This is a genomic window from Micromonospora sp. NPDC005806 (genome assembly GCF_042871425.1).
Lineage (GTDB): Bacteria > Actinomycetota > Actinomycetes > Mycobacteriales > Micromonosporaceae > Micromonospora.
The window spans coordinates 26,436-48,885 of sequence record NZ_JBIAIL010000026.1; the positions used below are offsets into that span (position 1 = coordinate 26,436).

The 22,450-nt window shown below is 73.6% G+C and carries 25 protein-coding genes; 18 read left to right on the forward strand and 7 right to left on the reverse strand.

From position 1 onward, the window contains the following. The first annotated feature begins 11 nt into the window (after positions 1-11). The 6 genes from ACFYOS_RS24145 to ACFYOS_RS24170 all read left to right on the forward strand — a co-directional run bounded on the left by ACFYOS_RS24145 (position 12) and on the right by ACFYOS_RS24170 (position 6,480). Positions 12-3,068: an Rne/Rng family ribonuclease gene (locus tag ACFYOS_RS24145; RefSeq protein ID WP_387145740.1), complete on the forward strand. Its 3,057-nt coding sequence runs from the start codon at positions 12-14 to the stop codon at positions 3,066-3,068. 317 nt (positions 3,069-3,385) lie between these two features. Further along, complete coding sequence (locus ACFYOS_RS24150; protein ID WP_387145743.1) at positions 3,386-3,664, forward strand: hypothetical protein; 279 nt, start codon at positions 3,386-3,388, stop codon at positions 3,662-3,664. Between the two features lie 164 nt (positions 3,665-3,828). Beyond that, positions 3,829-4,143, forward strand: coding sequence for a 50S ribosomal protein L21 (rplU, locus tag ACFYOS_RS24155; RefSeq protein ID WP_387145746.1), 315 nt, complete (start codon positions 3,829-3,831; stop codon positions 4,141-4,143). 11 nt (positions 4,144-4,154) lie between these two features. Continuing rightward, on the forward strand, positions 4,155-4,409 hold the full coding sequence (gene rpmA / locus ACFYOS_RS24160) for a 50S ribosomal protein L27 (RefSeq protein ID WP_387145748.1): 255 nt from the start codon (positions 4,155-4,157) through the stop codon (positions 4,407-4,409). 90 nt (positions 4,410-4,499) lie between these two features. Then, positions 4,500-5,960 (forward strand): GTPase ObgE, encoded by a 1,461-nt coding sequence (obgE, locus tag ACFYOS_RS24165; RefSeq protein ID WP_387145751.1) that lies wholly within the window; start codon positions 4,500-4,502, stop codon positions 5,958-5,960. A 70-nt stretch (positions 5,961-6,030) separates the two neighbouring features. Beyond that, positions 6,031-6,480: a GNAT family N-acetyltransferase gene (locus ACFYOS_RS24170; RefSeq protein ID WP_387145754.1), complete on the forward strand. Its 450-nt coding sequence runs from the start codon at positions 6,031-6,033 to the stop codon at positions 6,478-6,480. A gap of 25 nt (positions 6,481-6,505) precedes the next feature. Here the strand turns inward: ACFYOS_RS24170 and ACFYOS_RS24175 are convergent, their stop codons facing one another. Both ACFYOS_RS24175 and ACFYOS_RS24180 read right to left on the reverse strand, forming a co-directional pair. After that, the gene (locus ACFYOS_RS24175; RefSeq protein WP_387145757.1) at positions 6,506-7,165 is read right to left on the reverse strand and encodes a DUF6766 family protein; all 660 of its coding nucleotides are present in this window, start codon (positions 7,163-7,165) and stop codon (positions 6,506-6,508) included. 129 nt (positions 7,166-7,294) lie between these two features. Next, positions 7,295-7,777, reverse strand: coding sequence for a DUF4383 domain-containing protein (locus ACFYOS_RS24180; protein WP_387145760.1), 483 nt, complete (start codon positions 7,775-7,777; stop codon positions 7,295-7,297). 198 nt (positions 7,778-7,975) lie between these two features. Here ACFYOS_RS24180 and ACFYOS_RS24185 point away from each other — a divergent pair, with 198 nt between their 5' ends. Genes ACFYOS_RS24185 through ACFYOS_RS24195 form a run of 3 tightly spaced genes read left to right on the forward strand, consistent with a single transcriptional unit; the run spans position 7,976 to position 9,790 of the window. Beyond that, positions 7,976-8,650 carry a hypothetical protein gene (locus ACFYOS_RS24185; RefSeq protein WP_387145762.1) on the forward strand — a complete coding sequence of 225 codons (675 nt, stop codon included), beginning with the start codon at positions 7,976-7,978 and terminating at the stop codon, positions 8,648-8,650. Positions 8,651-8,681: 31 nt separating this feature from the next. Then, positions 8,682-9,146 carry a phage holin family protein gene (locus ACFYOS_RS24190; RefSeq protein ID WP_387145765.1) on the forward strand — a complete coding sequence of 155 codons (465 nt, stop codon included), beginning with the start codon at positions 8,682-8,684 and terminating at the stop codon, positions 9,144-9,146. Further along, positions 9,143-9,790 carry a DUF3618 domain-containing protein gene (locus ACFYOS_RS24195; RefSeq protein ID WP_387145768.1) on the forward strand — a complete coding sequence of 216 codons (648 nt, stop codon included), beginning with the start codon at positions 9,143-9,145 and terminating at the stop codon, positions 9,788-9,790. Before ACFYOS_RS24190 ends, ACFYOS_RS24195 begins: the two co-directional genes overlap by 4 nt. A 122-nt stretch (positions 9,791-9,912) precedes the next feature. Here ACFYOS_RS24195 and ACFYOS_RS24200 read toward each other — a convergent pair whose 3' ends face one another. After that, entirely contained in the window at positions 9,913-10,344 is a 432-nt protein-coding gene (locus ACFYOS_RS24200) for a hypothetical protein (protein WP_387145772.1), read from the reverse strand. Positions 10,345-10,531: 187 nt separating this feature from the next. On the opposite strand from ACFYOS_RS24200, the gene ACFYOS_RS24205 reads away from it, so the two are divergent. Beyond that, positions 10,532-11,119 (forward strand): cyclase, encoded by a 588-nt coding sequence (locus tag ACFYOS_RS24205; protein ID WP_387145775.1) that lies wholly within the window; start codon positions 10,532-10,534, stop codon positions 11,117-11,119. A 213-nt stretch (positions 11,120-11,332) separates the two neighbouring features. On the opposite strand, the gene ACFYOS_RS24210 is transcribed toward ACFYOS_RS24205, so the two are convergent. Further along, entirely contained in the window at positions 11,333-12,580 is a 1,248-nt protein-coding gene (locus ACFYOS_RS24210; RefSeq protein ID WP_387145778.1) for a cytochrome P450, read from the reverse strand. 263 nt (positions 12,581-12,843) lie between these two features. Here ACFYOS_RS24210 and ACFYOS_RS24215 point away from each other — a divergent pair, with 263 nt between their 5' ends. Continuing rightward, positions 12,844-13,239 (forward strand): hypothetical protein, encoded by a 396-nt coding sequence (locus ACFYOS_RS24215; RefSeq protein WP_387145781.1) that lies wholly within the window; start codon positions 12,844-12,846, stop codon positions 13,237-13,239. A gap of 7 nt (positions 13,240-13,246) precedes the next feature. Here the strand turns inward: ACFYOS_RS24215 and ACFYOS_RS24220 are convergent, their stop codons facing one another. Beyond that, positions 13,247-13,465 carry a DUF397 domain-containing protein gene (locus tag ACFYOS_RS24220; protein ID WP_387145783.1) on the reverse strand — a complete coding sequence of 73 codons (219 nt, stop codon included), beginning with the start codon at positions 13,463-13,465 and terminating at the stop codon, positions 13,247-13,249. Between the two features lie 67 nt (positions 13,466-13,532). Here ACFYOS_RS24220 and pepN point away from each other — a divergent pair, with 67 nt between their 5' ends. Continuing rightward, complete coding sequence (pepN, locus tag ACFYOS_RS24225; RefSeq protein ID WP_387145786.1) at positions 13,533-16,049, forward strand: aminopeptidase N; 2,517 nt, start codon at positions 13,533-13,535, stop codon at positions 16,047-16,049. A 50-nt stretch (positions 16,050-16,099) separates the two neighbouring features. On the opposite strand, the gene ACFYOS_RS24230 is transcribed toward pepN, so the two are convergent. Both ACFYOS_RS24230 and ACFYOS_RS24235 read right to left on the reverse strand, forming a co-directional pair. Then, positions 16,100-17,296, reverse strand: coding sequence for an FAD-dependent oxidoreductase (locus ACFYOS_RS24230; protein WP_387145789.1), 1,197 nt, complete (start codon positions 17,294-17,296; stop codon positions 16,100-16,102). A 166-nt stretch (positions 17,297-17,462) separates the two neighbouring features. Further along, positions 17,463-18,101 carry a PadR family transcriptional regulator gene (locus ACFYOS_RS24235; protein WP_387145792.1) on the reverse strand — a complete coding sequence of 213 codons (639 nt, stop codon included), beginning with the start codon at positions 18,099-18,101 and terminating at the stop codon, positions 17,463-17,465. A 144-nt stretch (positions 18,102-18,245) separates the two neighbouring features. Between ACFYOS_RS24235 and nadD the strand changes: the two genes are divergently transcribed. The 6 genes from nadD (at position 18,246) to ACFYOS_RS24265 (ending at position 22,386) form a co-directional block, all read left to right on the forward strand. After that, complete coding sequence (gene nadD, locus ACFYOS_RS24240; protein ID WP_387145795.1) at positions 18,246-18,842, forward strand: nicotinate-nucleotide adenylyltransferase; 597 nt, start codon at positions 18,246-18,248, stop codon at positions 18,840-18,842. A gap of 110 nt (positions 18,843-18,952) precedes the next feature. Beyond that, positions 18,953-19,357: a ribosome silencing factor gene (rsfS, locus tag ACFYOS_RS24245; RefSeq protein ID WP_123240508.1), complete on the forward strand. Its 405-nt coding sequence runs from the start codon at positions 18,953-18,955 to the stop codon at positions 19,355-19,357. Beyond that, positions 19,354-19,983 (forward strand): histidine phosphatase family protein, encoded by a 630-nt coding sequence (locus ACFYOS_RS24250; protein WP_387145799.1) that lies wholly within the window; start codon positions 19,354-19,356, stop codon positions 19,981-19,983. The genes rsfS and ACFYOS_RS24250 overlap by 4 nt, the downstream gene beginning before the upstream one ends. Before the next feature lie 48 nt (positions 19,984-20,031). After that, positions 20,032-20,886 carry a DegV family protein gene (locus ACFYOS_RS24255; RefSeq protein WP_387145802.1) on the forward strand — a complete coding sequence of 285 codons (855 nt, stop codon included), beginning with the start codon at positions 20,032-20,034 and terminating at the stop codon, positions 20,884-20,886. A 4-nt stretch (positions 20,887-20,890) separates the two neighbouring features. Continuing rightward, the gene (locus tag ACFYOS_RS24260; RefSeq protein ID WP_387145805.1) at positions 20,891-21,658 is read left to right on the forward strand and encodes an SDR family NAD(P)-dependent oxidoreductase; all 768 of its coding nucleotides are present in this window, start codon (positions 20,891-20,893) and stop codon (positions 21,656-21,658) included. A gap of 5 nt (positions 21,659-21,663) precedes the next feature. After that, the gene (locus tag ACFYOS_RS24265) at positions 21,664-22,386 is read left to right on the forward strand and encodes an alpha/beta fold hydrolase (RefSeq protein WP_387145809.1); all 723 of its coding nucleotides are present in this window, start codon (positions 21,664-21,666) and stop codon (positions 22,384-22,386) included. Positions 22,387-22,450 lie beyond the last annotated feature (64 nt).

Genomic DNA, 22,450 nt, shown 5'->3' on the forward strand with positions numbered 1-22,450 from the left:
GGAGAACGTCCATGCTCGAGAACGAGCCCGAGGGCGGCGAACGGACCGGTTCAGAGCCGGCCGAGGCAACCGCCAGCAGCACCGACAGCACTCCCGAGGCCAAGTCGGCCCGTAAGCGGACGAGCCGGCGCAAGGCCGCCCCGCTGAACCAGCCGGAGCAGACCGACGCGCCGGTCGAGGCGCCCACCGCCACCGGCGCCGTCACTGGCGAGGCGCCGCAGGCCGAGGTGTTCGCCCCGGTCGCCGGTGAGCTGGAGGCCGCGCCGAAGACCACCCGGCGGCGCCGCAAGGCGACCCCCGCGAAGGCGGTCGAGGAGCCGGTGGTCGCCGACGGCGCGGAGGCCGCCTCCGACGAGGTCGTCCCGCCGGTCAAGGTGACCCGTACCCGCCGGCGCAAGGCCACCCCGCCGCCCGCCGAGACCCCGATCGACGAGTCCGCGACGGAGGCGCCGGCCGAGGCCGCGGCCCAGCCGCACGCCGAGCCGCAGGCGGACACCGAGGGCGGCGCGACCGCCGAGCCGTCGGCCGCCGCCGAGGAGGCCGAGGAGACCGAGGGCGGACCGACGCCGGCCGGGGAGCAGGCCGGCAGGCCCACGCCGGCCGCCGAGGGCGTGGCCAAGCTGCCGCCGGCCACCCTGGCCCGCGCCGGTGGGCCGGAGGACCGGACCGGCGAGATCGCGCCGGGCGCCGCCGTCCCGGGGGTGAGCGAGCCGGCCGAGGAGCCGGAGCGGACCACCCGCCGTCGACGGGCCGCGCTCTCCGCGCCGACCGTCCTGTTCATGGCGCCGCAGCCCGAGGAGGCGCCGGCCGTCCGGGTCACCTACCCGACCCCCACCGAGGAGCCGGCCGAGGAGCCGGTGGAGACCGGCCGGCGCCGTCGGCGGGCCCGCCGCGAGGCGGAGCCGGTGGACGTCGAGGTCGAGGTCGACGAGGAGCCGGCCGTCGAGGCCGAGGAGATCGCCGAGGCGGAGGAGGAGGAGGACGAGGAGGAGACGCTCGCCGGCCGTCGCCGCCGTCGTCGTGGCCGTCGCGGCCGGGGCCGGGGCAAGGGTGGCGCGGAGGAGCTCGAGGACGAGGAGGCCGAGGAGGCCGTCGAGGCCGAGGCCGCCGAGGCCGAGGCGGAGGAGGCTGCCGAGGAGGAGGAGACCGAGGGCGACGGGATGACCCGCCGTCGGCGTCGGCGCCGCCGCCGGGGCGCCGGCGAAGTGGAGACCGCGGCCGAGGACGGGGTGCCCACGGTCGTCAAGATCCGGGAGCCCCGCAGGCCCGCCGACGAGGTGCAGGGTGTCTCCGGCTCGACCCGGCTCGAGGCCAAGCGGCAGCGCCGCCGGGACGGTCGCGAACAGCGGCGTACCCGGCCGCCGATCCTGAGCGAGTCGGAGTTCCTGGCCCGCCGCGAGGCGGTCGACCGGGTGATGGCCGTCCGCCAGCGCGGCGACCGGACGCAGATCGCGGTCCTCGAGGACGGCGTGCTGGTCGAGCACTACGTCACCCGCAACTCGTCCGGCACCATGGCCGGCAACGTCTACCTGGGCAAGGTGCAGAACGTCCTGCCCAGCATGGAGGCGGCCTTCGTCGACATCGGGCGCGGGCGCAATGCCGTGCTCTACGCCGGCGAGGTCAACTGGGACACCACCGGTCTGGAGGGCCGGGCCCGCTCGATCGAGCAGGCACTCAAGTCCGGCGACTCGGTGCTGGTGCAGGTCACCAAGGACCCGATCGGGCACAAGGGCGCCCGGCTGACCAGCCATATCGCGCTCTCCGGCCGGCACCTCGTGTACGTGCCGCACGGCAACGCCTCCGGCATCAGCCGGAAGCTGCCGGACACCGAGCGCAAGCGGCTGCGGGACATCCTCAAGAAGCTGGTGCCGGACGGCGCCGGGGTGATCGTCCGGACCGCCGCCGAGGGCGCCAGCGAGGATGAACTGGCCCGGGACGTCAAGCGGCTCCAGGCGCAGTGGGAGGACATCCAGGCCAAGGCGGCCGAGGGTGGTGCCCCGGTGCTGCTCTACGAGGAGCCGGACCTGGTCATCCGGGTGGTCCGCGACCTGTTCAACGAGGACTTCCGCGAGCTGGTGATCGAGGGTGAGCAGTCGTACGACATGGTGGAGTCGTACCTGTCGCACGTTTCGCCCGACCTGGTCGCCCGGCTGCGCCGGCACGCCGGCACCACGGACGTCTTCGCCGAGTACCGGATCGACGAGCAGATCCTCAAGGGGCTGGACCGGAAGGTCTTCCTCCCCTCCGGCGGGTCGCTGGTGATCGACCGGACCGAGGCGATGACCGTCATCGACGTCAACACCGGCAAGTACACCGGCTCCGGGGGCAACCTGGAGGAGACGGTCACCCGCAACAACCTGGAGGCGGCCGAGGAGATCGTGCGCCAGCTCCGGCTGCGCGACCTCGGCGGCATCGTGGTGATCGACTTCATCGACATGGTGCTGGAGTCGAACCGGGAGCTGGTGCTGCGCCGGCTCACCGAGTGCCTCGGCCGGGACCGCACCAAGCACCAGGTCACCGAGATCACCTCGCTCGGCCTGGTGCAGATGACCCGCAAGCGGATCGGCGCGGGCCTGCTGGAGGCGTTCAGCGAGACCTGCGAGTGCTGCAAGGGCCGCGGCGTGATCATCCACACCGAGCCGGTGCCGGAGAAGCCGCGGGCCGGCGGCGCGGGGGAGAAGGTCAAGGCGGTCGCCTCGGCCGTCACCACCCCGGCCACCGAGGAGAAGGGCCGGCGCCGGGGCCGCAAGGCCGCCTCGGAGAAGCCCGCCGCGGAGGCCGCGCCGGAGCAGCCGGCCACCGGGACCGCGCCGGAGAAGTCCGTCGCCGAGGTAGTCGACAGGGACGACTACTACGACACCCAGGGCTACGACCTGTCCCGGTACGAGACCGAGACGCCGGCCGCCCCGGCAGTCGCCGACGCCCAGGTGGGCGACTCGGCCCGGCTGGCCGCGGAGGACGACCCGGACGCGCTCGGCGAGGGCGGGACCGAGGAGGAGGGCGCCGAGGCCGGCACCAGCCGGCGGCGGTCCCGGCGGGGCGGCGCCCGGCGGCGTACCCGCCCGTGAGCCGCTGACCTGCACGGCGTTTGACAGGGCCCCTTCCTCGGCAACAGAGTCCGCAGGGAGGGGCCCTGCCGTATCCGTCGATCCCGGTCGGGACGGCGCGGCCCGGACGGGAGGAGACATGCGCCGGGTGTCCGCGGTCACCGTGCTGACCGGGGTCGTGCTGGCCGGTTCGGGCTGCGCGGACCGGGACGGCACCCGACCCCTTCGCGGTCGGCTTCGCCTCACCGGCCCCGCCGGCCCCACCGGTCACGGCGGCGCCGACGGCCACCGGGGACGCGGGTGTCTGCGCCGGCGCCAAGCAGGTGGGCTCCGCGGCGGTGCAGACGTACGTCCAGAAGCTGGCCGAGATGCTGCGCGCGACCGGCGGCGGTGACCGGACGGCGGCCGACGCCGCCCGGCGGGACGCGGAGGCGGCCCTCGCCGGCTGGCGGGACGCGCGGCGGCAGCAGTCCGCGCGGGCGGACGACCCGCGGCTGCGTACGCTGCTGGCGGACCTGGCCACCGAGGTCGGCGGGCTCGGCACCGACGTGCAGGCGGTCGACGGGACGGAGTTCGACCGGCTCCAGCAGCGCCTCGACGAGCTCTGTCCGGCCTGACCGGCGGCCCGGTTTGGGCGGCGGGCCTGGTATGGCGTACGCTGGCCTGCGGCGCACTTTGGTGTGCCGAGTTCCCGCGTGCCCGCGCCGCCGGTGTCACGGCTCCCGGCGAGACGCCGTGGGAATGACCGCCAGCAGCCTCAACGACAGGGAGTCCGCCTCCGATGTACGCGATCGTCAAGACCGGCGGCAAGCAGTACAAGGTCGCCGAGGGCGACGTGATCGAGGTCGAGAAGCTCGTCGGTGCCCCCGGCGACGCGGTGAAGCTCACCGCGGTGCTCCTCGTCGACGGTGACGACCTGGTGACCGACGCGGCGAAGCTTGCCAAGGTCTCGGTGTCCGGCGAGATCGCCGCGCACACCAAGGGCCCGAAGATCCGGATCCACAAGTTCAAGAACAAGACCGGCTACCACAAGCGCCAGGGTCACCGCCAGCCGCTGACCCAGGTCAAGGTGACCGGCATCTCCAGCGGGAAGTAGGTCGTCCTCCAATGGCTCACAAAAAGGGTGCGTCCAGCTCGCGTAACGGTCGCGACTCCGCGGCCCAGCGGCTCGGCGTGAAGCGCTTCGGTGGTCAGGTCGTCAGCGCGGGTGAGATCCTCATCCGTCAGCGTGGCACCAAGTTCCACCCCGGTGACCTGGTCGGCCGTGGCGGCGACGACACGCTGTTCGCGCTGGCCGCCGGCTCGGTCCAGTTCGGCATCAAGCGCGGTCGCAAGACCGTGAGCATCGTGCCGCAGCAGTAGTTCGAAGGCGAAGCGGGCCGCGGACCTCGTGTCCCGGCCCGCTTCGTCGTTTCTCGTGCGGGGGCGGTCCCCGCTGGAAGGATTGGCGTCGTGACGACGTTCGTTGACCGGGTCGTCCTGCACATGCTGGCCGGCGACGGCGGGCACGGCTGTGTCTCCATCCACCGGGAGAAGTTCAAGCCGTTCGGCGGTCCGGACGGCGGTAACGGTGGGCACGGCGGCAGCGTCTCGCTGGTCGTCGACCCGCAGGTGACCACGCTGCTCGACTTCCACTTCCGCCCGCACCTGAAGGCCGAGAACGGCAAGGGCGGCGCGGGCTCGAACCGGGACGGGGCCAACGGCCACGACCTGGTGATCAAGGTGCCGAACGGCACCGTGGTGCAGAGCCTCGACGGCGAGGTGCTGGCCGACCTGGTCGGCGCGGGCACCACCTTCGAGGCGGCCCGCGGCGGTCGGGGCGGTCGGGGCAACGCCTCGTTGGCCAATGCCCGGCGCAAGGCCCCCGGCTTCGCGGAGCTGGGCGAGCCCGGTGACCAGCTGGACGTGGTGCTGGAGCTGAAGAGCGTCGCCGACGTCGGCCTGGTCGGCTTCCCGTCGGCCGGCAAGTCTTCGCTGATCTCGGTGATCTCCGCCGCGAAGCCGAAGATCGCCGACTACCCGTTCACCACCCTGGTGCCGAACCTGGGGGTGGTCCGGGTGGACAACCACACCTTCACCGTCGCCGACGTGCCGGGGCTGATCCCCGGCGCGGCCACCGGCAAGGGGCTGGGCCTGGAGTTCCTCCGCCACGTCGAGCGCTGCGCCGTGCTGGTGCACGTGGTCGACACCGCGACGCTGGAGCCGGGCCGGGACCCGCTCGCGGACATCGACACCATCGAGGCCGAGCTGACCGAGTACGGCGGCCTGGCCGACCGGCCCCGCCTCGTCGCGCTCAACAAGGTCGACGTGCCGGACGGGCGGGACCTCGCCGAGATCGTCCGGCCCGACCTGGAGGCGCGCGGCTTCCGGGTGTTCGAGATCTCCACGGCTACCCGCGAGGGGCTCAAGGAGCTCATGTACGCGATGGCCGAGCTGGTCGAGCAGGCCCGCAGCGCGGCGCCGCCGGCCGAGCCGACCCGGATCGTGATCCGCCCGAAGGCGGTCGACGACGCCGGCTTCACCATCGAGGCGGAGGAGGACGGCTCGTTCACCGTCCGGGGCAACCGGCCGGAGCGCTGGGTCAAGCAGACCAACTTCGACAACGACGAGGCGGTGGGCTACCTGGCCGACCGGCTGGCCCGGCTGGGCGTCGAGGAGAAGCTGGCCAAGGCCGGTGCCCAGGCCGGCGACCTGGTCCGGATCGGCGACCGGGAGTTCGACTGGCAGCCCACCCTCTACGCGGGCGTGGACTTCGTTCCCGGCAACCGGGGCACGGATGTCCGGCTGGAGGAGAAGGCGACCCGCGCCACGGCGGCCGAGCGGCTGGCCGCCCGCAAGGAGCGCCGGCGGCGTCCGGAGGACGAGATCGAGGCCGCCCCGCAGGACGACGCCGACGACGAGGACTGGGAGTAGTCCTGGTCCGTCCGTGTTCGGGTCGTTGGCCGGAAACCTCCGCGAAATCCGGCCGACCTACCGTGACGGCATGCTGATCGAATCCCGTCCGGCCACCGATCCCGAGATGGCTGCCCTGGTCACCGCCCAGCAGCGGGAGCTGCGCGAGGCCGACGGGGGCCTGGACGGACAGGTGACGGTCACCCACGACGACATCAAGTACCTGGTCGTGGTGGCCGGCGGACGGGCGATCGCCTGCGGCGGGCTCCAGGCCCTCGACGCGGAGACCAGCGAGCTCAAGCGGATGTACGTCCGGCCGGCGTTCCGGGGGCGGGGCGTGGCCCGGCAGTTGCTGGCCGCGCTGGAGGAGTTGGCCTTCCGGCAGGGGCACACCACGGTGTGCCTGGAGACCGGCACCTACCTGCCGGCCGCCATCGGCCTCTACCGGTCCTGCGGCTACCAGCCGATCCCGGTGTACGGCGAGTACGTCGACAACCCGTACAGCGTCTGCTTCGCCAAGCGCCTGCCGGTCGCCGCCTGACAACGGCTGAGCTGGGCGGCGGCGCTCAGGCGCCCGTCTGGGCGTGCGTGGCGGTGACCGGCTTCGACTCGGGGCTGGCGTGCTGCCGCAGGACGATGCTCAGCAGGATCAGCACGCCCACGGCCAGGAACTCGCTCTGCCAGTTCTGCATCGACTGGAACCAGAAGTCGCTGGTGCCGAGGAGCTGCCAGGCGCTGATCGGCGGGGCCCCGCTCTGCAGCGCCTGCTCCTGGTTGTACTCGACCACGCCGCCGAACAGGTGGCCGAGGAACGCGCCCGCGAAGATCATCAGCAGCGCGATCGACAGGCTGTTGCGGTAGACCACCAGCGGCAGGCCGCCGACCCGGGCCGGCCAGGGGGACCGCGGGGTGGCGCGGCGTGGGTCGTCCTCGGGGCGGTCGGTCTGGTCCGCGGGCTTCGACTCGGCCGAGCCCTTCTGCACCAGATAGGCGGTGAGCAGCACGTAGCCGCCCATCTGCAGGAACTCCGACTCCCAGTTCTCGAAGACCGCCTCGGCGAAGTGCCCGCTGCCCGGGTACGCCCACCAGCTCAGCGGGGCCGCGCCGTACTGGGTCAGCTCCTCGTTGTGGACCTGCCAGCCGAAGACGCTCTGCAACACCAGGAAGACCAGGAACGCGCCGAGCATGGCGACCGTGAGCGCGTTGTCCCGCAACCACCGCGGCATCGTCGGACCTCCTCGTCCATCCGGGGTCACAGTCACTCCCGGTGGTGGTCCTCCGTTGCCCTGAGCAATGTTCGCGCAAACCCCCGGCCGGAGTGTCGGGGCGGCCCCCCGGCCGGGTGACGGGCCAGGTCAGGACCGGTCGCCCGGGGTGTCCGGCCGGCCGCCGGTGCCCACCTCGTTGGAGAGCAGCAGACCCAGGACGAGCATGCCGAAGCCGAGGAACAGGTGCAGCCAGTTGTCGGCGTCATTGAACGGCACGAAGTTCGCCGCGCTCTCCCGGTACACGGCGAAGCCGTACAGCCAGATGCCCAGGTAGAGCGCGCCGCCGCCGGCCAGGAAGAGTCGGGCCCCGGCGATCCGGCGAGCCAGCACCAGCCCGGCCAGTCCGAAGAGCAGGTGTATCAGGTTGTGCAGGACGGACACCTGGAACAGGCCGATCAGCTTCGCCTTCGAGTGGTGCCCGGCGAACGCCAGGTCACCGTAGTGCGTGGTGAAGCCGGGGACGAACCCGAGCACGCCGATCAGCACGAAGACGACGGCCACCGCGAGCGCGACCTTCTGGATCGCCGGACGGGACCGGGCCGGAGCGCGTCCGCGCACGTCACGTGCCATCGCTGTCACCTCCGTGGATCAGCCGCCACCCGGACCGGGCAGACCCTCCATTCTGTGATCAGGAAGGGGCGTTCCCGCAGAGAAATGCCGAATCAGGCATGGACGCGACGACCTGGGGTAGTCAGTTGTCACGCCGAAAGTAATTCGGCGTGATCCCCCGAGCACCACCGCTACGACCAGCCGAGCGGAAGGGACACCATGACTTACGATCACTCACCCACGCCTGCGACGTACGAGTCGAGCAACGGCGGCGGGGTTCGCGACCAGGCCCGCCAGGTCGGCTCGGAGGCCGCGAACGCGGGCGGCGCGGTCGCCCAGACCGCCAAGGAGCAGGGCCAGGAGGTCGTGGGCGAGGCCAAGCGTCAGGCCCGCAACCTCTACCGCGACGCCCGCGACCAGCTCACCACGCAGACCAGCCAGCAGCAGCAGCGCGCGGCGAGCGGGCTCCGCTCGCTGGCCGACGAGATGCGCGCGATGGCACAGCACGGCGGCGCCGGCCCGGTCACCGAACTGACCCATCAGGCCGCCGACCGGGTGCACGGCGTGGCCGGCTGGCTGGAACAGCGCGAGCCGGGCGACATCCTCAACGAGGTGAAGAGCTACGCCCGCCGCAACCCCGGCACCTTCCTGATCGGCGCCGCCCTGCTGGGCGTGGTCGCCGGCCGGCTGACCCGGAACGTCGCCGCCGTCGGCGACGGCTCCGGCCGGCGGGCGTACGACCCGGACCAGACCGCGGTCATCCCGACCGCGCGGGCCGTGCCGGACCAGATCCCCCCGGGCGGCTATCTCGACCCGACCCCGGGCAGCTACGCCGAGCCGGACCCCGGCTACGCCGCGCCGGGCGTGCCGTCGAGCGGCCGTACCCGTCCGTGAGCGTCCGATCCGGCAGCAGGGAGGCGACGGTATGAGCATGCCGACGCAGGGGTCCGGGCCGGACTCCGGCTACCACGCGGCGGGCGCGCCGCACACCGCGGACGAGGTCCGCGGCAGCTCCCTCGGTGAGCTGATGCGCCAGGTCACCGCCGACCTATCCACCCTGATGCGGCAGGAGGTGGAGTTGGCCAAGGCGGAGATCCGCCAGGAGGGGAAGAAGGCGGGCAAGGCCGCGGGATTCTTCGGCGGCGCCGGCTTCGGCGGCTACATGGTGGCGCTCTTCCTCTCGATCGCGCTGTGGGCCGGGCTGTCCAACGTGATGGACGCCGGCTGGGCCGCGCTGATCGTGGCCGTCCTGTGGGCCGCGATCGCCGGGGTCCTCTACGCGATGGGCAGGAAGAACGCCGAGCGCATCCGCGGCCTCAAGCAGACCAACGACAGCGTCCAGCGCATCCCGGACGCGCTCAAGCCGCACCCGGAGGGAGTCACCCGATGAGCACCGATCCCGACCAGATCCGCCGGGAGATCGAAGCGACCCGCAGCAACCTGAGCTCGGACGTGGACGCCCTGGCGTACAAGGTCAGCCCGAGCCGCATCGTCGACGACCGCAAGCAGCGCGCGCGCAACGCGCTCCTGAACGTGAGGGACAAGGTGATGGGAACCGCATCCGACCTGGGCCACAGCACCGGCCACGCCGCCCACTCGGTGGGCGACCACACCTCCTCGGCGGCGTCCGCGGTCGGCGACCGCGCGCACGCCGCAGCCGCCAGCGTCGGCGACGCCCCCCACCGGGCCCCGCACGTGCTGCGGGAGAAGTCCGAGGGCAACCCCATCGCCGCCGGCCTGATCGCCTTCGGCGTCGGCATGCTGGTCTCCTCGCTGATCCCGGCCACCCGCCGCGAGCAGCAGGTCGCCGCGCAGGTCAAGGAGAAGGCCGTCGAGCACGGCGGGGTGGTCAAGGAGAAGCTGGGCGAGGTCGCCGGGGAGCTCAAGGAGGAGCTGCGCGAGCCGGCCCGGCATGCCACCGAGTCGGTGAAGTCGACCACGCAGGACGCGGCGCAGACGGTCAAGGACGACACCCGCGCCGCCGCACAGGATGTGCGGGAGACCGCGCAGCACCCGGGCGAACAGGTCCGGTAGTGATTCGTCCTCGTACGCCGCAGCTCGCGGCCCCTCCTGGCAGGACGTCGGGGAGTGGCCGCGAGCTGTCGCGTGCGCGGGTGTCGGGCGGGGTCGACGGTGCTGATGATGCCGGGGACGGCTCAGCTCGACAGCGGGTCCGTGGTGTGGCCCGGGCGCAGCGGGTCCCGGAGGCTGCCGGCCTCCACCCAGAGCCGAAGCTCGTCGAGGCCCGACCCGGCCCGGTCGGGTGAGCGGGTCGGGTCGGCCGGATCGCCGGCCTGGCCGCCCGGGCCGGGGAGCGCGTCGGTGAGCCGTCGGCCCAGCCCGGCCACGACCACCGTCGCCGCGGCGACCCGCAGCAACCGCCCCGGCCGGCGGGCGGCCAGCGCGGCCGTCACCGCCGCCAGCGCCGTCAGCGCGGCCAGCAGCCGCGCCGGTCGGGCCGGATCGCGGTCCGCGTACCGGTTGCGGGCGTGCCCCTGGTCCGGTGGGAGCCGCCGGGCGGGGGTCGACCGGTCGCCGCCGTACCCGGGGGTGGCCCGGGCACCGGGGTCGCGGGCCGGGGCAGTCACGCCGGCACCCGCGACGGTGGGTGCGGTGGAAGGGCCACCTCGCCTCGCCTCCTCGGGGTTGGATCGGGGGGACCGTCTGCCCGAAATTCCCGTGATCAAACCATTTTGCCGTTTCGACCGTCCTGTGTCGGGTAGCGCTGCGGGATGCGGGCGGTCCAACCCCGGACGCCCGGGTGGAGGAGACATGATGCGCAGCAACGGAGCGAGATGGGCCCTGGCCGGCGCCGCCACGGTCGCCGCGATCGGGGTTGGCCGGGCGGTGGCTCGCTGGCGGCGTCGACACCGACCCGAGTGGGAGGACGGCTGGTACGTGGTCCACCGGGGGATCACGGTGGACCGGCCGATGGACGCCGTGATCGGCTACTGGACCGATCGGGAACGGCTGGACCGGGGCCTCGCCGAGTGGGCGACCCTGAAGCAGCTCGACGACAACCGGTGGCGGTGCGTGGCCCGTGACCCGGCCGGCGGCGGCACCGAATGGCGCGCCGAGCTCACCGTCGACGGTCCCCGCCGGCTGAGCTGGCGCGTGATCGAGGGGCCGGTGGCCCAGCGGGGGCAGGTCGAGCTGGTGCCCACGCCGCAGGGGCGGGGGACCGAGATCCGCGCCGAGCTGCGCTGGCGGTCCGACCCGGTCCACCGGGCGCTGGGGCTGGCCAGCGGGCACGACCCGGACCTGGCGCTCCGCAGCGCGCTGCGCCGGATCAAGTCGCTGATCGAGACCGGACAGGTGCGGGAGCCCCGACACCACCCGTCGGGGCGCTCGACCCGGCCGTGAACGAGGACGGCGACCTGCCGACCGTCCCGCAGGCGGCCTGGCCGGACCGGGGATCCGGGACGAGCGTCGATTCGATTTGGCACCGCGGGGTACCGGATCGGACATGCCTGCCGAGATCGATGAGGCGCGGTCCCGGTCCGCGATGCGGGCCTTCGGCGGCGGCGCGACGGGCTGCCCCGCGGGCCCTCGTGGTGGCGCAGTGATGCGCTGTGATCATTCCGTCCGACGCACGCCGTCGATCAGGAGGCTCCCGGGCGGCGGGGTGGGCAACCGGCTGAGGTCGAGCGCGAGGTCCTGCGGCGGGACGCGGTAGCTCATCGCGGTGGTCAGGTTGGCGACCGCCCGCTTCATCAGCTCGATGGTGATCCACTCACCGGCGCAGCGGTGGCCGGTGAAGTGGTCGCCCCCGCCCTGCGGGATCAGGCTGAACGGATCCCCCGGCCAGCTGGCGAACCGTTCCGGCCGGAACCGGTCCGGTTGGGGCCACAGCTCCGGGTGGTGGTGGGTGGCGTACAGGTCGAGCAGCACCCGCCGGCCCTGCGGGAACGCGTACCCCCGCCACTCGAAGGAGCGCCGGACCCGGGCCGCCACGACCGGGAAGAACGGGTAGTAGCGGCGTACCTCCTGCACGAAGTGCTCGGTGGCGGTGTCGTCGCCGCGGACCCGCTCCCGCCAACCCGGGTGGTCGTGCAGGGCCAGTGCGGCGAACACCACGTAGCGGTCGACCGCGACCGTCGGCCGGAGCACGTTCAGCAGCTCGACCGCCGCGATCCGGCGCGGCAGCAGCTGCCCCCGCTCGTCGCGGTGCTCGGCGATCACCCGCAGCGCGCAGCCCTCCGGTGCCGGCAGCGCGCCCGTTCGGGTCCGTCCGATCAGGTCGCCGATCCAGTGTTCGGCGTGGCGGCGGGCGAGCCGGCCGTGCCAGTGCCGAGAGCCGACCGCCGCCGGCGCCTCGATCATCGCGTGCAGCTCGGCGGTGCGCCGCGCCACGTCCTCGGCGGCCAGCGGCACCCCCGCCCAGGCGCAGACCGCCCAGGTCAGGATCCGGGCGACCTCGTCGTAGAGCGCGACCGGACCGGACTCCGCCCAGACCGGGATCCGGGCCCGCCACTCGTCGTCGAAGAGCTGGCCGAGGTGGCGGATCGCGGCCGGCGTCATGATCGACATCAGCATCGCCTTGCGGGTCCGGTGCGCCGCGTCGTCGAGCCCCTGCACCCCGCCGGTCCCGGTCAGGGTGTGCTGCCCCCGCATCGGCATGCCGCCTCGCCGGACGAACCGGTCGTTGTCGTAGAAGAGCTCGGCGGCCGGACGACCGCGCAGGCAGATGGTCCGCTCCAGCAGCAGCCGGGTCTGGAAGATGTCGCTGCCGTGGCGGTCGCAGCGATCGGTGATGAACCGGTAGCCCGCCTGGAGGAACGCCAGCGTGCTCTCTGGGCTGCGGTCGGTGGGGATGGCGCTCATCGGCTGCTCCTGACGGCGACGCGGCACGGTCGCTGCGCTTCTACCCTGGCCAGGTCGGGTGAATCCCGCCGCCCCTTTGGGTGTCGTAGCACGTTCGTGACGCCCTGGGAGGGGCCAGCCGGAGCACCCGAGCTGGCCCCTCCCAGGGCGGCGAACAACTGGTTCGCTCAGCTCGGGGCCGGCGGCGGGCCGGTCCCGGGTCACCGCCGGACGGCTGCTCGTGGGTCGGCCGGCGTGGCGGGCACCGGAGACGGGGTGGATGGATGCGGGACAACAGGGCGTCGCACCGGCGGCAGCGGCGGGTGGTGAGCGGCCTCGGCGCGGGTCGCGGCGACCGCGAGGACGCCCTGATCGCGCCGCCCCGCCGGACGATCGCCCGGCCGCCCCGGTTCTTCACCATGCACCTCGGCTTCGAGGCGGCCGACCAGACCGCCGCGCGCGAGCTGGCGGTCGCGTACGCCGAGGCGCTGGGCGTGCTCCGCCCGGAGCTGGCGCTCGGCGCGGCGGCACTCTCCCCGGCCGACGCCTGGCACCGCGCGGAGCGGCTGTTCTGCGGCGCGCTCGGCCCCGACGGCGAGCGCTGCGTGGACGTGGCCGGACACCCGGGCTTCCACCACGCGCCCGGCCCGGGCGGCCTCGGTTGGGGCGACGGTGACTGAGCCCCGCTCAGTCCAGGTCGAACTCGCCGTCCTGGGCGCCCGCCACGAAGGCGTCCCACTCGGCCTGGGTGAAGACCAGCACCGGACCGTCCGGCTCGGCCGAGTTGCGCATGCCGATCAGGTCGTCGACGAAGGCCACCTCGACCGCTTTCTCGGAGGTGTCCCCATCGGCTCGCTGCCAGACGGCCCGGGAGAGGTCGAAGTCGCCCTTGGGGTGCTGACTCATCGCTGTTCCTCCATCGCCATGCGACACGGGGAAGTCCGTGCGGACCCTCATCGGGCAGGATAAGCGGATGCCCAGCCTGACCCGTGTAGAGGCGAGCGCGCGTGGCGCGTTGATTACCGTCGAGTCCTACCAGGTGGACCTCGACCTGACCGGTGACGGCGAGCGGTTCCGCTCCACCGTCACCATCCGGTTCCGGGCGACCCCCGGCGCCGAGACCTTCGCCGAGGTCAAACCCGCGAAACTCCTCGCGGTACGCCTCAACGACCGGGACGTCGACCCGGCCCTGCTCGACGACAACCGGCTGCCGCTGACCGGGCTGGCCGCGACGAACACGCTGACCGTCAGCGCCGAGATGGCCTACTCCAACACCGGCGAGGGCGTGCACCGGTTCGTCGACCCGGCCGACGGTGCGACCTACCTGTACGCGATGTCCTTCCTCGACGACGTGCAGCGGATCTTCGCCGCCTTCGACCAGCCCGACCTGAAGGCCTCGGTGACGCTCTCGGTGACCGCCCCGCCCGAGTGGACCGTGGCGGCCAACGGCCAGCTCGCCGACCGGCCGAGCCCGGGGCGCTGGGAGTTCGCCCCCACCGCGCCCCTGGCCACGTACTTCTTCACCCTGATCGCCGGCCCGTGGCACGTCCGGTACGACGAGCACGACGGGATCCCGCTCGGCATCTACTGCCGGCGCTCGCTCGCCGCGCACCTGGACGCCGACGCCGACGAGATCTTCACCGTCACCAAGGAGTGCTTCGACCGGTTCCACCAGCTCTTCGCCGAGCGCTACCCGTTCGGCAAGTACGACCAGGCGTTCGTGCCCGAGTTCAACGCCGGCGCCATGGAGAACCCGGGCCTGGTCACCCTCCGGGACGACTACGTGTTCCGTTCCGCCGTCACGGACACCCAGCGGGAGCTGCGGGCCACCACCATCGCACACGAGATGGCGCACATGTGGTTCGGCGACCTGGTGACCATGCGCTGGTGGGACGACCTGTGGCTGAACGAGTCCTTCGCCGAGTACCTGGGCACCCGGGTCACCGCCGAGGCGACCCGCTTCGACCAGGCGTGGACCACTTTCGCGATGCGCCGCAAGGCCTGGGGGTATGCGGCCGACCAGCGGCCGTCCACCCACCCGGTGGCCCCGGAGGAGGTGGCCGACGCCGCCCAGGGCCTGCTCAACTTCGACGGCATCTCGTACGCCAAGGGCGCCAGCGTGCTGCGCCAGCTCGTCGCCTGGCTGGGCGACGACGCCTTCCTCGCCGGCCTGAACGCGCACTTCGCCAAGCACCGGTTCGGTAACGCCACCCTCGCCGACCTCCTGGAGAGCCTCGGCGCCGCGAGCGGGCGGGACCTGACCGACTGGGCGGAGCGCTGGCTGCGCCGCGCGCAGGTCAACACGCTGCGCATGGTGACCGCGGTGGACGCCGACGGCCGGTGGACCGAGGCGGCGATGGTGCAGACCGCGCCGGAGGCGTACCCGGTGCTGCGCCCCCATCGCATCGGCGTCGCCCGGTACGCCCCGGACGCCCCGGTGCACCGCTTCGAGGTGGACCTCGACCCCGACACCGACCACGGCCGCACCGGGCTGACCGAGCTGGTCGGGCAGCCGGCCACCGGCCTGCTCCTGCCCAATGCCGGGGACCTGACCTTCGCCAAGATCCGGCTCGATCCCGCCTCCGCCGGGGCGGTGCCGATGGTGCTCCCCGCGCTGGACGACCCGCTGGCCCGGGCGCTGCTCTGGGGCGAGACCCTGGACGCCGCCACCGACGGCGAGCGGCCGGTGACCTCGGTGGTCGCGCTCATCGCGGCGGCGCTGCCGGCCGAGACCGAGGTGATCATCGCGGAGGACGTGCTCACCCTCAGCCGCAGCCTGGTAGACCGATACCTGGAGCCGCTGGCCCGGGACGCGGCCCTGCTCCGGATCGCCGGGGCCTGCGCCACGTTGCTGGCCAGCGCCCCGGCCGGCGGTTCGCTGCAGCTCGCCGCAGCCCGCGGCCTGATCGGCGCCACCACCGACATCGGGCTGCTCGCCGGCTGGCTGGCGGGCAAGGGCGTGCCGGACGGCCTCGCCGTGGACGCCGACCTGCGCTGGGCGGTGCTGCACCGGCTGGTGGTGCTCGGCGGGGCCGGCGAGCCGGAGATCGCCGCCGAGGCGGCCGCCGACCGCAGCGCCATCGGCGCCGAGCGGGCCGCGAGCTGCCGGGCCGCCCTGCCCGACGCCGACGCCAAGCGGGTCGCCTGGGAGATCGTCACCAGCAATACCGAGCTGTCCAACCGGCTGGTGGAGGCCACCGCGGAGGGCTTCTGGCAGCCGGAGCAGACCGAGTTGACCGCCGGGTACGTCGAGCGGTACTTCGCCGACATGCCGGCGGCCGCGCGGCTGCGTACCGCCTGGACGGCCGACCGGGTCGCCACCCTGGCGTTCCCGCGCTACGCCGTGGCGCAGCCCACCCGGGAGCTGGCCGCGGCGCTGCTGGCCCGCGACGACCTCACGCCGGGGCTGCGGCGGCGGGTCGTCGATCTCGACGACGATCTGCGCCGCGCGCTGGTGGCCCGGACGGCGGTGGCCGCCACCAGCGCGTGACCAGGGCCGGGGTGGCGCACCCCACCAGGTTCGCCACCCCGGCGCACGGCTCAGCCCACCGCCGCGCCCGCGGTCACCGGAGCTTCCCAGTCGATGACGTACCGCTGCTCGTGCCCGATCATCTTCTCCGGGTTCATGGCCGCCTTGATGAACAGCGGCATGAGCACCGGCATGATCGCCCGGGCCACCGGTCCCGGGGCCTTCGCGTGGTTGATCCGGGCCGCCCGCGCGGCAACCTTCTCCACCCGATCCCGTCGCAGCCGCTCGTACGCGGCGAACGCGGCGGGGACGTCGGGCAGGTCCCGCAGGCACCGGGCCAGCTGCACCCCGCTCTCGATGGAGAGCGAGGCGCCCTGCCCGGAACTGTTGGAGGGGGCGTGGGCCGCATCGCCGACCAGCACCATCCGCCCGCGGTGCCAGTGCGGGACCGGCGGCATGATGTGCATCGAGCCCACCACCTGCAACTCCTCCGCGCTGCTGGTCCGCGTCAGATCCCGCCCCGGGTCGTCGTCGCGGTACGCGTCCCGCAGGATGCGCAGCCACTCGGCGGCCGGTACGGCCTGGGCCTCGGTGAGGCTCATCGGCCGCTTCTGGGGCAGGTTGACGCCCCACCGGGTGCCGCCAGCCGGCTCCGGCCAGTAGAGGTAGTAGCCGCCCTGGCCGAAGGCGAAGGTCATCGTGCCGGACGCCGCGTCCACCTCGTGCCGGGCCACCGCCTCGAAACCCAGCACTCCGGTGAACCGGGGGCCGGGGGCGTGCGGGTCGATCAGCGTCCGCACGGTCGAGTGGACGCCGTCCGCGCCGATCAGCACGTCCGCGGTGGCCGTGTCGCCGTCGGCGAAGGTGGCGGTCACCCCGTCGGCCGTCTCCCGTACGCCGACCAGTCGCTTGCCGTGCGCGATGGTCACGCCCTCGGCGACGGCCCGGTCGTGCAGCACCCGGTGCAGTTCGTTGCGGTGCACCACCCGCAGCGGGGGCATCCCGGCCAGGCCGGGCAGGGGGATGCGCTTGCGGCCCACCGCCAGCGCCTGCGTGTGGATCGGGGTGGCGATCGCGGTGACCGCCTCGTCAGCACCGACCAGGCGCAGCGCCGCGACGCCGTTGGGCGCGAGCCCGAGGGTGCCGCCTCTGCCGTCGGTGGTGCTCGGGTACGCCTCGTACACCGTGGCGGCGATGCCGGCGCGGTGCAGGGCCGACGCGGTCACCGGACCGGCGATGCCGCCGCCGATGACGATCGCTGTTCTCACTCTGGACACGGTCCCTCCCAGGGGTCGTCGGTGGTCATGCGTGCCGAACCCACCTGGCGGGAGCGCCGGTATCCTCGTGGTTGCCGCTTCGGGCCGGGCGCCGTCAGGTGTCGGTTCGAGGTAAGGGCCCCGGCGCGGTGTTGGCGCACCGAGCCGGGGCCGTCCATCACGTGGTGGTGCCGCCCCCTCCCGTCGGGCCCGATCCGGGTGCGCCGGCCTCGTGGTAGGCCCGCCACTCGGCCAGCCCCGGGTAGCTGCCCGAGGTGATCTCGGCCAGCAGGGAGCGGATCCAGGCGGCTTCCGCCTCCCGGATCGTCAGGTCGTACTCGTTCTCGACCAGGAAAAGGCGCGGTACCACCTGGGCGTGCGCCGCGAGCGTCTCGCGCTCGCTGCTGATCCCGTCCTCCAGCTGCGCCAGCCGTCGGTGCAGGAGCGCGGTGGCCTCGTCCGGGTGGAGTGCGGCGAGCACCGACAGCCCGGCGCGGAAGCGGGGCTGCTCCGCAGCCGGCGTGGCGACCAGCTCCCGGGCCCAGTCGACCAGCTCGGCCCGGCCGTCGTCGGTGATCCGGTAGACGGTGCGCTCCGGGCGTCGGCCCTCGCGGACGCTCTCCACGGCCGCGATCAGCCCGTGCCGTTCCATGTTGCGGACCACGGTGTAGAAGGACCCCCACTTGATGCCCATGTCCTGGTCCTTGCCTCGGCCGCGGAGGGTGGTGGCCATCTCGTACGGGTGCATTGGGCGCTCGACCAGGACGGCGAGCACGGCCAACGCCGTGAGGTTGCCGACCTTCCGCCGCCCGGGCATGCCACCCCTCCTCATTACTCGCTTCCGATTACTCGCATCCGAGTATATGGCCAACCGTCGAGTTTGGGGAAGCCCCTTCCGCAGCGCGCGAGCCGCGGACGGGGCCCACCGGACGGTGTCCGCGGTTCCGCCTACGATCGCGGGGTGGAGGAAGACATCCGGCGGATCGGGATCATGGGTGGTACCTTCGATCCGATCCACCACGGGCACCTGGTGGCGGCCAGCGAGGTGGCGGACCGGTTCGGCCTGGACGAGGTGGTCTTCGTCCCCACCGGCCAGCCCTGGCAGAAGACGGACGAGCCGGTCAGTTCGGCCGAGGATCGCTATCTCATGACGGTGATCGCCACCGCCTCCAACCCCCGGTTCCAGGTCAGCCGGGTCGACATCGACCGGGGCGGCCCGACCTACACCGTCGACACCCTCCAGGACCTGCACGACGAGTACGGCCCGAAGGTCCAGCTCTTCTTCATCACCGGGGCGGACGCGCTGGATCGCATCCTGTCCTGGAAGGAGGTGGACCGGATGTTCGAGCTGGCCCACTTCATCGGGGTGACCCGTCCCGGCTTCGAACTCTCCGACAAGCACCTGCCGGCCGACACGGTCAGTCTGGTGCAGGTCCCGGCCATGGCGATCTCCTCGACCGACTGCCGGGCGCGGGTGGCCCGGGGCGAGCCGGTCTGGTACCTGGTGCCGGACGGTGTGGTGCAGTACATCGCCAAGCGGCGTCTCTACCAGCGGTGATTCCGCCGAGAATGCGAGCGGTTGTCCGGGTAATCGACCAGAACTGACAAGTCGCCGGTCCACCGGGTGTGAGAGGCTTGGAGGGTCGCACGGTTGATCGAAGGAGAACGGTGACAGTTTCCGAACGCGCTCACGAGCTGGCCATGGCCGCGGCCCAGGCGGCGGCCGACAAGAAGGCGCAGGACATCGTCATCATCGACGTGGGCGACCAGCTGGCCATCACCGACGCGTTCGTGCTGGCCGCCGCCCCGAACGAGCGCCAGGTGCTGGCCATCGTCGACGCCATCGAGGAGCGGCTGCTGGAGCTGCCGGAGAAGGCCAAGCCGGTCCGGCGCGAGGGCGAGCGGGGCGGGCGCTGGGTGCTCCTCGACTACGTCGACATCGTGGTGCACGTGCAGCACACCGAGGAGCGCGAGTTCTACGCCCTCGACCGGCTGTGGAAGGACTGCCCGCAGATCCCGTTCGTGGACCGGGACCTGGCCGACTCGACCGCCGGCACCGCCAGCGCCGAATGACCCGCCTGATCGTCTGGCGACACGGCAACACCGACTGGAACGCCACCAGCCGGGTCCAGGGGCAGACCGACGTATCCCTCAACGACCTCGGTCGGGAGCAGGCTCGCGCCGCCGCGCCGGTGCTGGCCGCACTGCGTCCGGACGCCATCGTGGCCAGCGACCTGCGCCGGGCCGCCGACACCGCCGCGGCGCTCGCCGCGCTCACCGGGCTGCCGGTACGCACCGACGCCCGGCTGCGCGAGCGGCACTTCGGCGAGTGGCAGGGGCTCACTCTCACCGAGGTCGCCGAGCGTTTCCCCGCGGCGTACGCCCGCTGGCGCGCCGGTGACCCCGACCCGGGCGCCGGCATCGAATCCCTCGACGACCTGGGCAAGCGGCTCGGCGCCGCCTTCCAGGACGCGGCCGACCTGGCCGTCGGTGGCACCGTCGTGGTGACCACGCACGGCGGCGGCGCCCGGCAGGGCGTCGGCCACCTGCTCGGCTGGGACCACGCCGTGCTGCGGACCATCGGTTCGCTGGCCAACTGCCACTGGACTGAGCTGCGCCACGACGACGTGCGGGGCTGGCACCTGCGCGCGCACAATGTCGGGCTCATCACGCAGCCGGCGCTGACCGACGCGGTCTGAGCCGTCCGGCCCAGGCGTGTCGGGGCGACATCGGCTAGCGTGCCGGGCATGCCCGTCGCGGTCGTCACCGACTCCACCGCCTACCTCCCGCCCGAACTGGTGCGCGCGCACCGGCTCACCGTCGTCCCGTTGACCGTCGTGCTCAACGGCGCGGAGGGCCTGGAAGGGGTGGAGACGTATCCGGACGACGCCACCCGTGTGCTCAGCGGCCGACGGGTCTCGGTGAGCACCTCCCGGCCGGCCCCGGAGCAGTTCGCGCAGGTCTACCGCACGCTGCTCGCCGGTGGCGCCGACGGCGTCGTCTCGGTGCACCTGTCGGCCGAGCTGTCCGGCACCGTCGAGGCGGCCCGGCTCGCCGCCGCCGAGGACGGCGACCGGATCGCGGTGGTCGACAGCCGCTCCACCGGCATGGGCCTGGGCTTCCCGGTGCTCGCCGCTGCGGCCGCCGCCGAGCGGGGCGCGGACCTCGACGGGGTACGCGTGGCGGCGGTTGACGCGATCGACCGCACCACCATCTTCTTCTACGTCGACACCCTGGAGTTCCTGCGCCGGGGCGGCCGGATCAACGCGGCCGAGGCGCTGCTCGGCACCGCTCTCTCGGTGAAGCCGATCATGCACATGCCGGACGGCACGATCGTGGTCCGGGACAAGGTCCGGACCGCCGGCCGGGGCGTGGCGCGCCTGGTCGACCTGGCGGTCGAGGCGGCCGGCGACGCCGAGGTGGACCTGGCCGTGCACCACCTCGCCGCGCCGCAACGCGCCGAGCAGTTGGTGGCGGCGCTGACCGAACGGCTCGGCGACCGCCTGCACGACACCTACGTCACCGAGGCCGGGGCGGTGGTCGCGGCGCACGCCGGACCGGGCCTGGCCTGCGTCGTCGTCCATCGCCGAGCCGCCGGGTGACCTGGTGTCCCATGTGGTGACCGGCGGGGGCCGGGGCGTCGGACGGGCGATCGTGGAACGCCTCGCGGCCGACGGCGGCACCGTGGTCGTCGTCGAGCGGGACCGGGCGGCGCTCGCGTGGCTCGCCGACCACCCGGCCGCCGACCGGCTGCACCCGATCGTTGGCGACGCGTCCGACGACGAGGTCGCCGGACGGGCCGCCGACCTGGCCGAGGCGGCCGCGCCGCTGGCCGGCTGGGTCAACAACGCCGCCGTGTTCCGGGACGCCTCCCTGCACACCGCGCCCGCCGCCGAGGTGTGCGCGCTGATCGACCGGAACCTGCGCCCCGCCGTGGTCGGCGCCGCGACGGCGGTACGCCGCTTCCTCGCCGCCGGCACCGGCGGTGCGATCGTCAACGTCTCCTCCCACCAGGCCCGTCGGGCGGTGCCGGGCGCCCTGCCGTACGCCACCGCGAAGGCGGCCGTGGAGGGGCTGACCCGGGCGCTCGCCGTGGAGTACGGCGGCTGGGGGATCCGCACCAACGCCGTCGCGCTCGGCTCGATCCACACCGAGCGGCACGCCGCCTTCCTGGCCGGGCTCGCCCCCGCCGAGGCGGACCGAATCGGGTCGGAGCTGGCCCGGCTGCACCCGGTCGGCCGGATCGGGCGTACCGGGGAGGTGGCCGACGTGGTCGCGTTCCTGCTGTCCGAGCGGGCCACGTTCGTCAACGGGGTGACCCTGCTGGTGGACGGAGGCCGCGCGGCGCTCGGCCTCGACCCGGAGGCACACTGAACACTGTGGAGCGCCCGCCGATCGTCCTCGTGCACGGCACCCGCTTCGCCCGGGGTCAGTGGCAGCCGCAACTGGCCGCCCTCGCCGCCGAGTTCCCGGTGGCGGCCGTCGACCTGCCCGGGCACGGTAGCCGCTCGACCGAGCCGTGGGACCTGGAGCGGGCCGCCGACGTCGTGGCCGAGGCGGTCCGCGACCTCGACGCGGGGCCGGCCGTGATGGTGGGGCACTCGCTCGGCGGGTACGTCTCGCTGCACTTCGCGCGGCGGCATCCGGACCTGCTGGCCGGGCTGGTGCTGATGGGCGCGAGCGTGGCCACCACCGGGCCGCGCACCGTCCCGTACCGGCTGGTGGCGGCGCTGGTCGGCCGGCTGCCGGCGGCCCGGCTGACCTGGTGGAACGACCGGCTGCTGCGCCGCCTCTACCCGCCGGACGTCGTCGACGCCACCATCGCCGATGGGTACGCCTTCCACACCCTACCGGTCGCCTGGCGGGACATGCTGGGTCGGTTCGACGCGTCCAGCCTCGCCGCGGTGCGCGCCCCCGTGCTCATCCTCAACGGGGAGCGGGACCGGGTGTTCCGCTCCGGTGAGCGGGAGTTCGCCCGCGCCCATCCCGGTGCCCGCGTCGAGGTGGTCCCGGGTGCCGGGCACCTCGCCAACTTCGACGCCCCGGCGGCCGTCACTGACGCCGTACGCCGGTTCGCCCGGGAGCTGTCGCCGGCCGCATAGCACGGCCTGCCTGTCGTCGGGTCGTTCACAGCTGGGCCTACCGTGCCCGCGCCTGGTAGCACAT

Coding starts and splice junctions, on each gene's coding strand:
- ACFYOS_RS24220 (WP_387145783.1), bottom strand. CDS start 13,465: ATGAGTCAGCACCCCAAGGGCGACTTCGACCTCTCCCGGGCCGTCTGG.
- ACFYOS_RS24180 (WP_387145760.1), bottom strand. CDS start 7,777: ATGGCACGTGACGTGCGCGGACGCGCTCCGGCCCGGTCCCGTCCGGCG.
- ACFYOS_RS24195 (WP_387145768.1), top strand. CDS start 9,143: ATGAGCACCGATCCCGACCAGATCCGCCGGGAGATCGAAGCGACCCGC.
- ACFYOS_RS24185 (WP_387145762.1), top strand. CDS start 7,976: ATGACTTACGATCACTCACCCACGCCTGCGACGTACGAGTCGAGCAAC.
- ACFYOS_RS24170 (WP_387145754.1), top strand. CDS start 6,031: ATGCTGATCGAATCCCGTCCGGCCACCGATCCCGAGATGGCTGCCCTG.
- ACFYOS_RS24205 (WP_387145775.1), top strand. CDS start 10,532: ATGCGCAGCAACGGAGCGAGATGGGCCCTGGCCGGCGCCGCCACGGTC.
- ACFYOS_RS24210 (WP_387145778.1), bottom strand. CDS start 12,580: ATGAGCGCCATCCCCACCGACCGCAGCCCAGAGAGCACGCTGGCGTTC.
- ACFYOS_RS24215 (WP_387145781.1), top strand. CDS start 12,844: ATGCGGGACAACAGGGCGTCGCACCGGCGGCAGCGGCGGGTGGTGAGC.
- ACFYOS_RS24255 (WP_387145802.1), top strand. CDS start 20,032: ATGCCCGTCGCGGTCGTCACCGACTCCACCGCCTACCTCCCGCCCGAA.
- rpmA (WP_387145748.1), top strand. CDS start 4,155: ATGGCTCACAAAAAGGGTGCGTCCAGCTCGCGTAACGGTCGCGACTCC.
- pepN (WP_387145786.1), top strand. CDS start 13,533: ATGCCCAGCCTGACCCGTGTAGAGGCGAGCGCGCGTGGCGCGTTGATT.
- ACFYOS_RS24235 (WP_387145792.1), bottom strand. CDS start 18,101: ATGCCCGGGCGGCGGAAGGTCGGCAACCTCACGGCGTTGGCCGTGCTC.
- rplU (WP_387145746.1), top strand. CDS start 3,829: ATGTACGCGATCGTCAAGACCGGCGGCAAGCAGTACAAGGTCGCCGAG.
- ACFYOS_RS24145 (WP_387145740.1), top strand. CDS start 12: ATGCTCGAGAACGAGCCCGAGGGCGGCGAACGGACCGGTTCAGAGCCG.
- ACFYOS_RS24175 (WP_387145757.1), bottom strand. CDS start 7,165: ATGCCGCGGTGGTTGCGGGACAACGCGCTCACGGTCGCCATGCTCGGC.
- ACFYOS_RS24190 (WP_387145765.1), top strand. CDS start 8,682: ATGAGCATGCCGACGCAGGGGTCCGGGCCGGACTCCGGCTACCACGCG.
- ACFYOS_RS24250 (WP_387145799.1), top strand. CDS start 19,354: ATGACCCGCCTGATCGTCTGGCGACACGGCAACACCGACTGGAACGCC.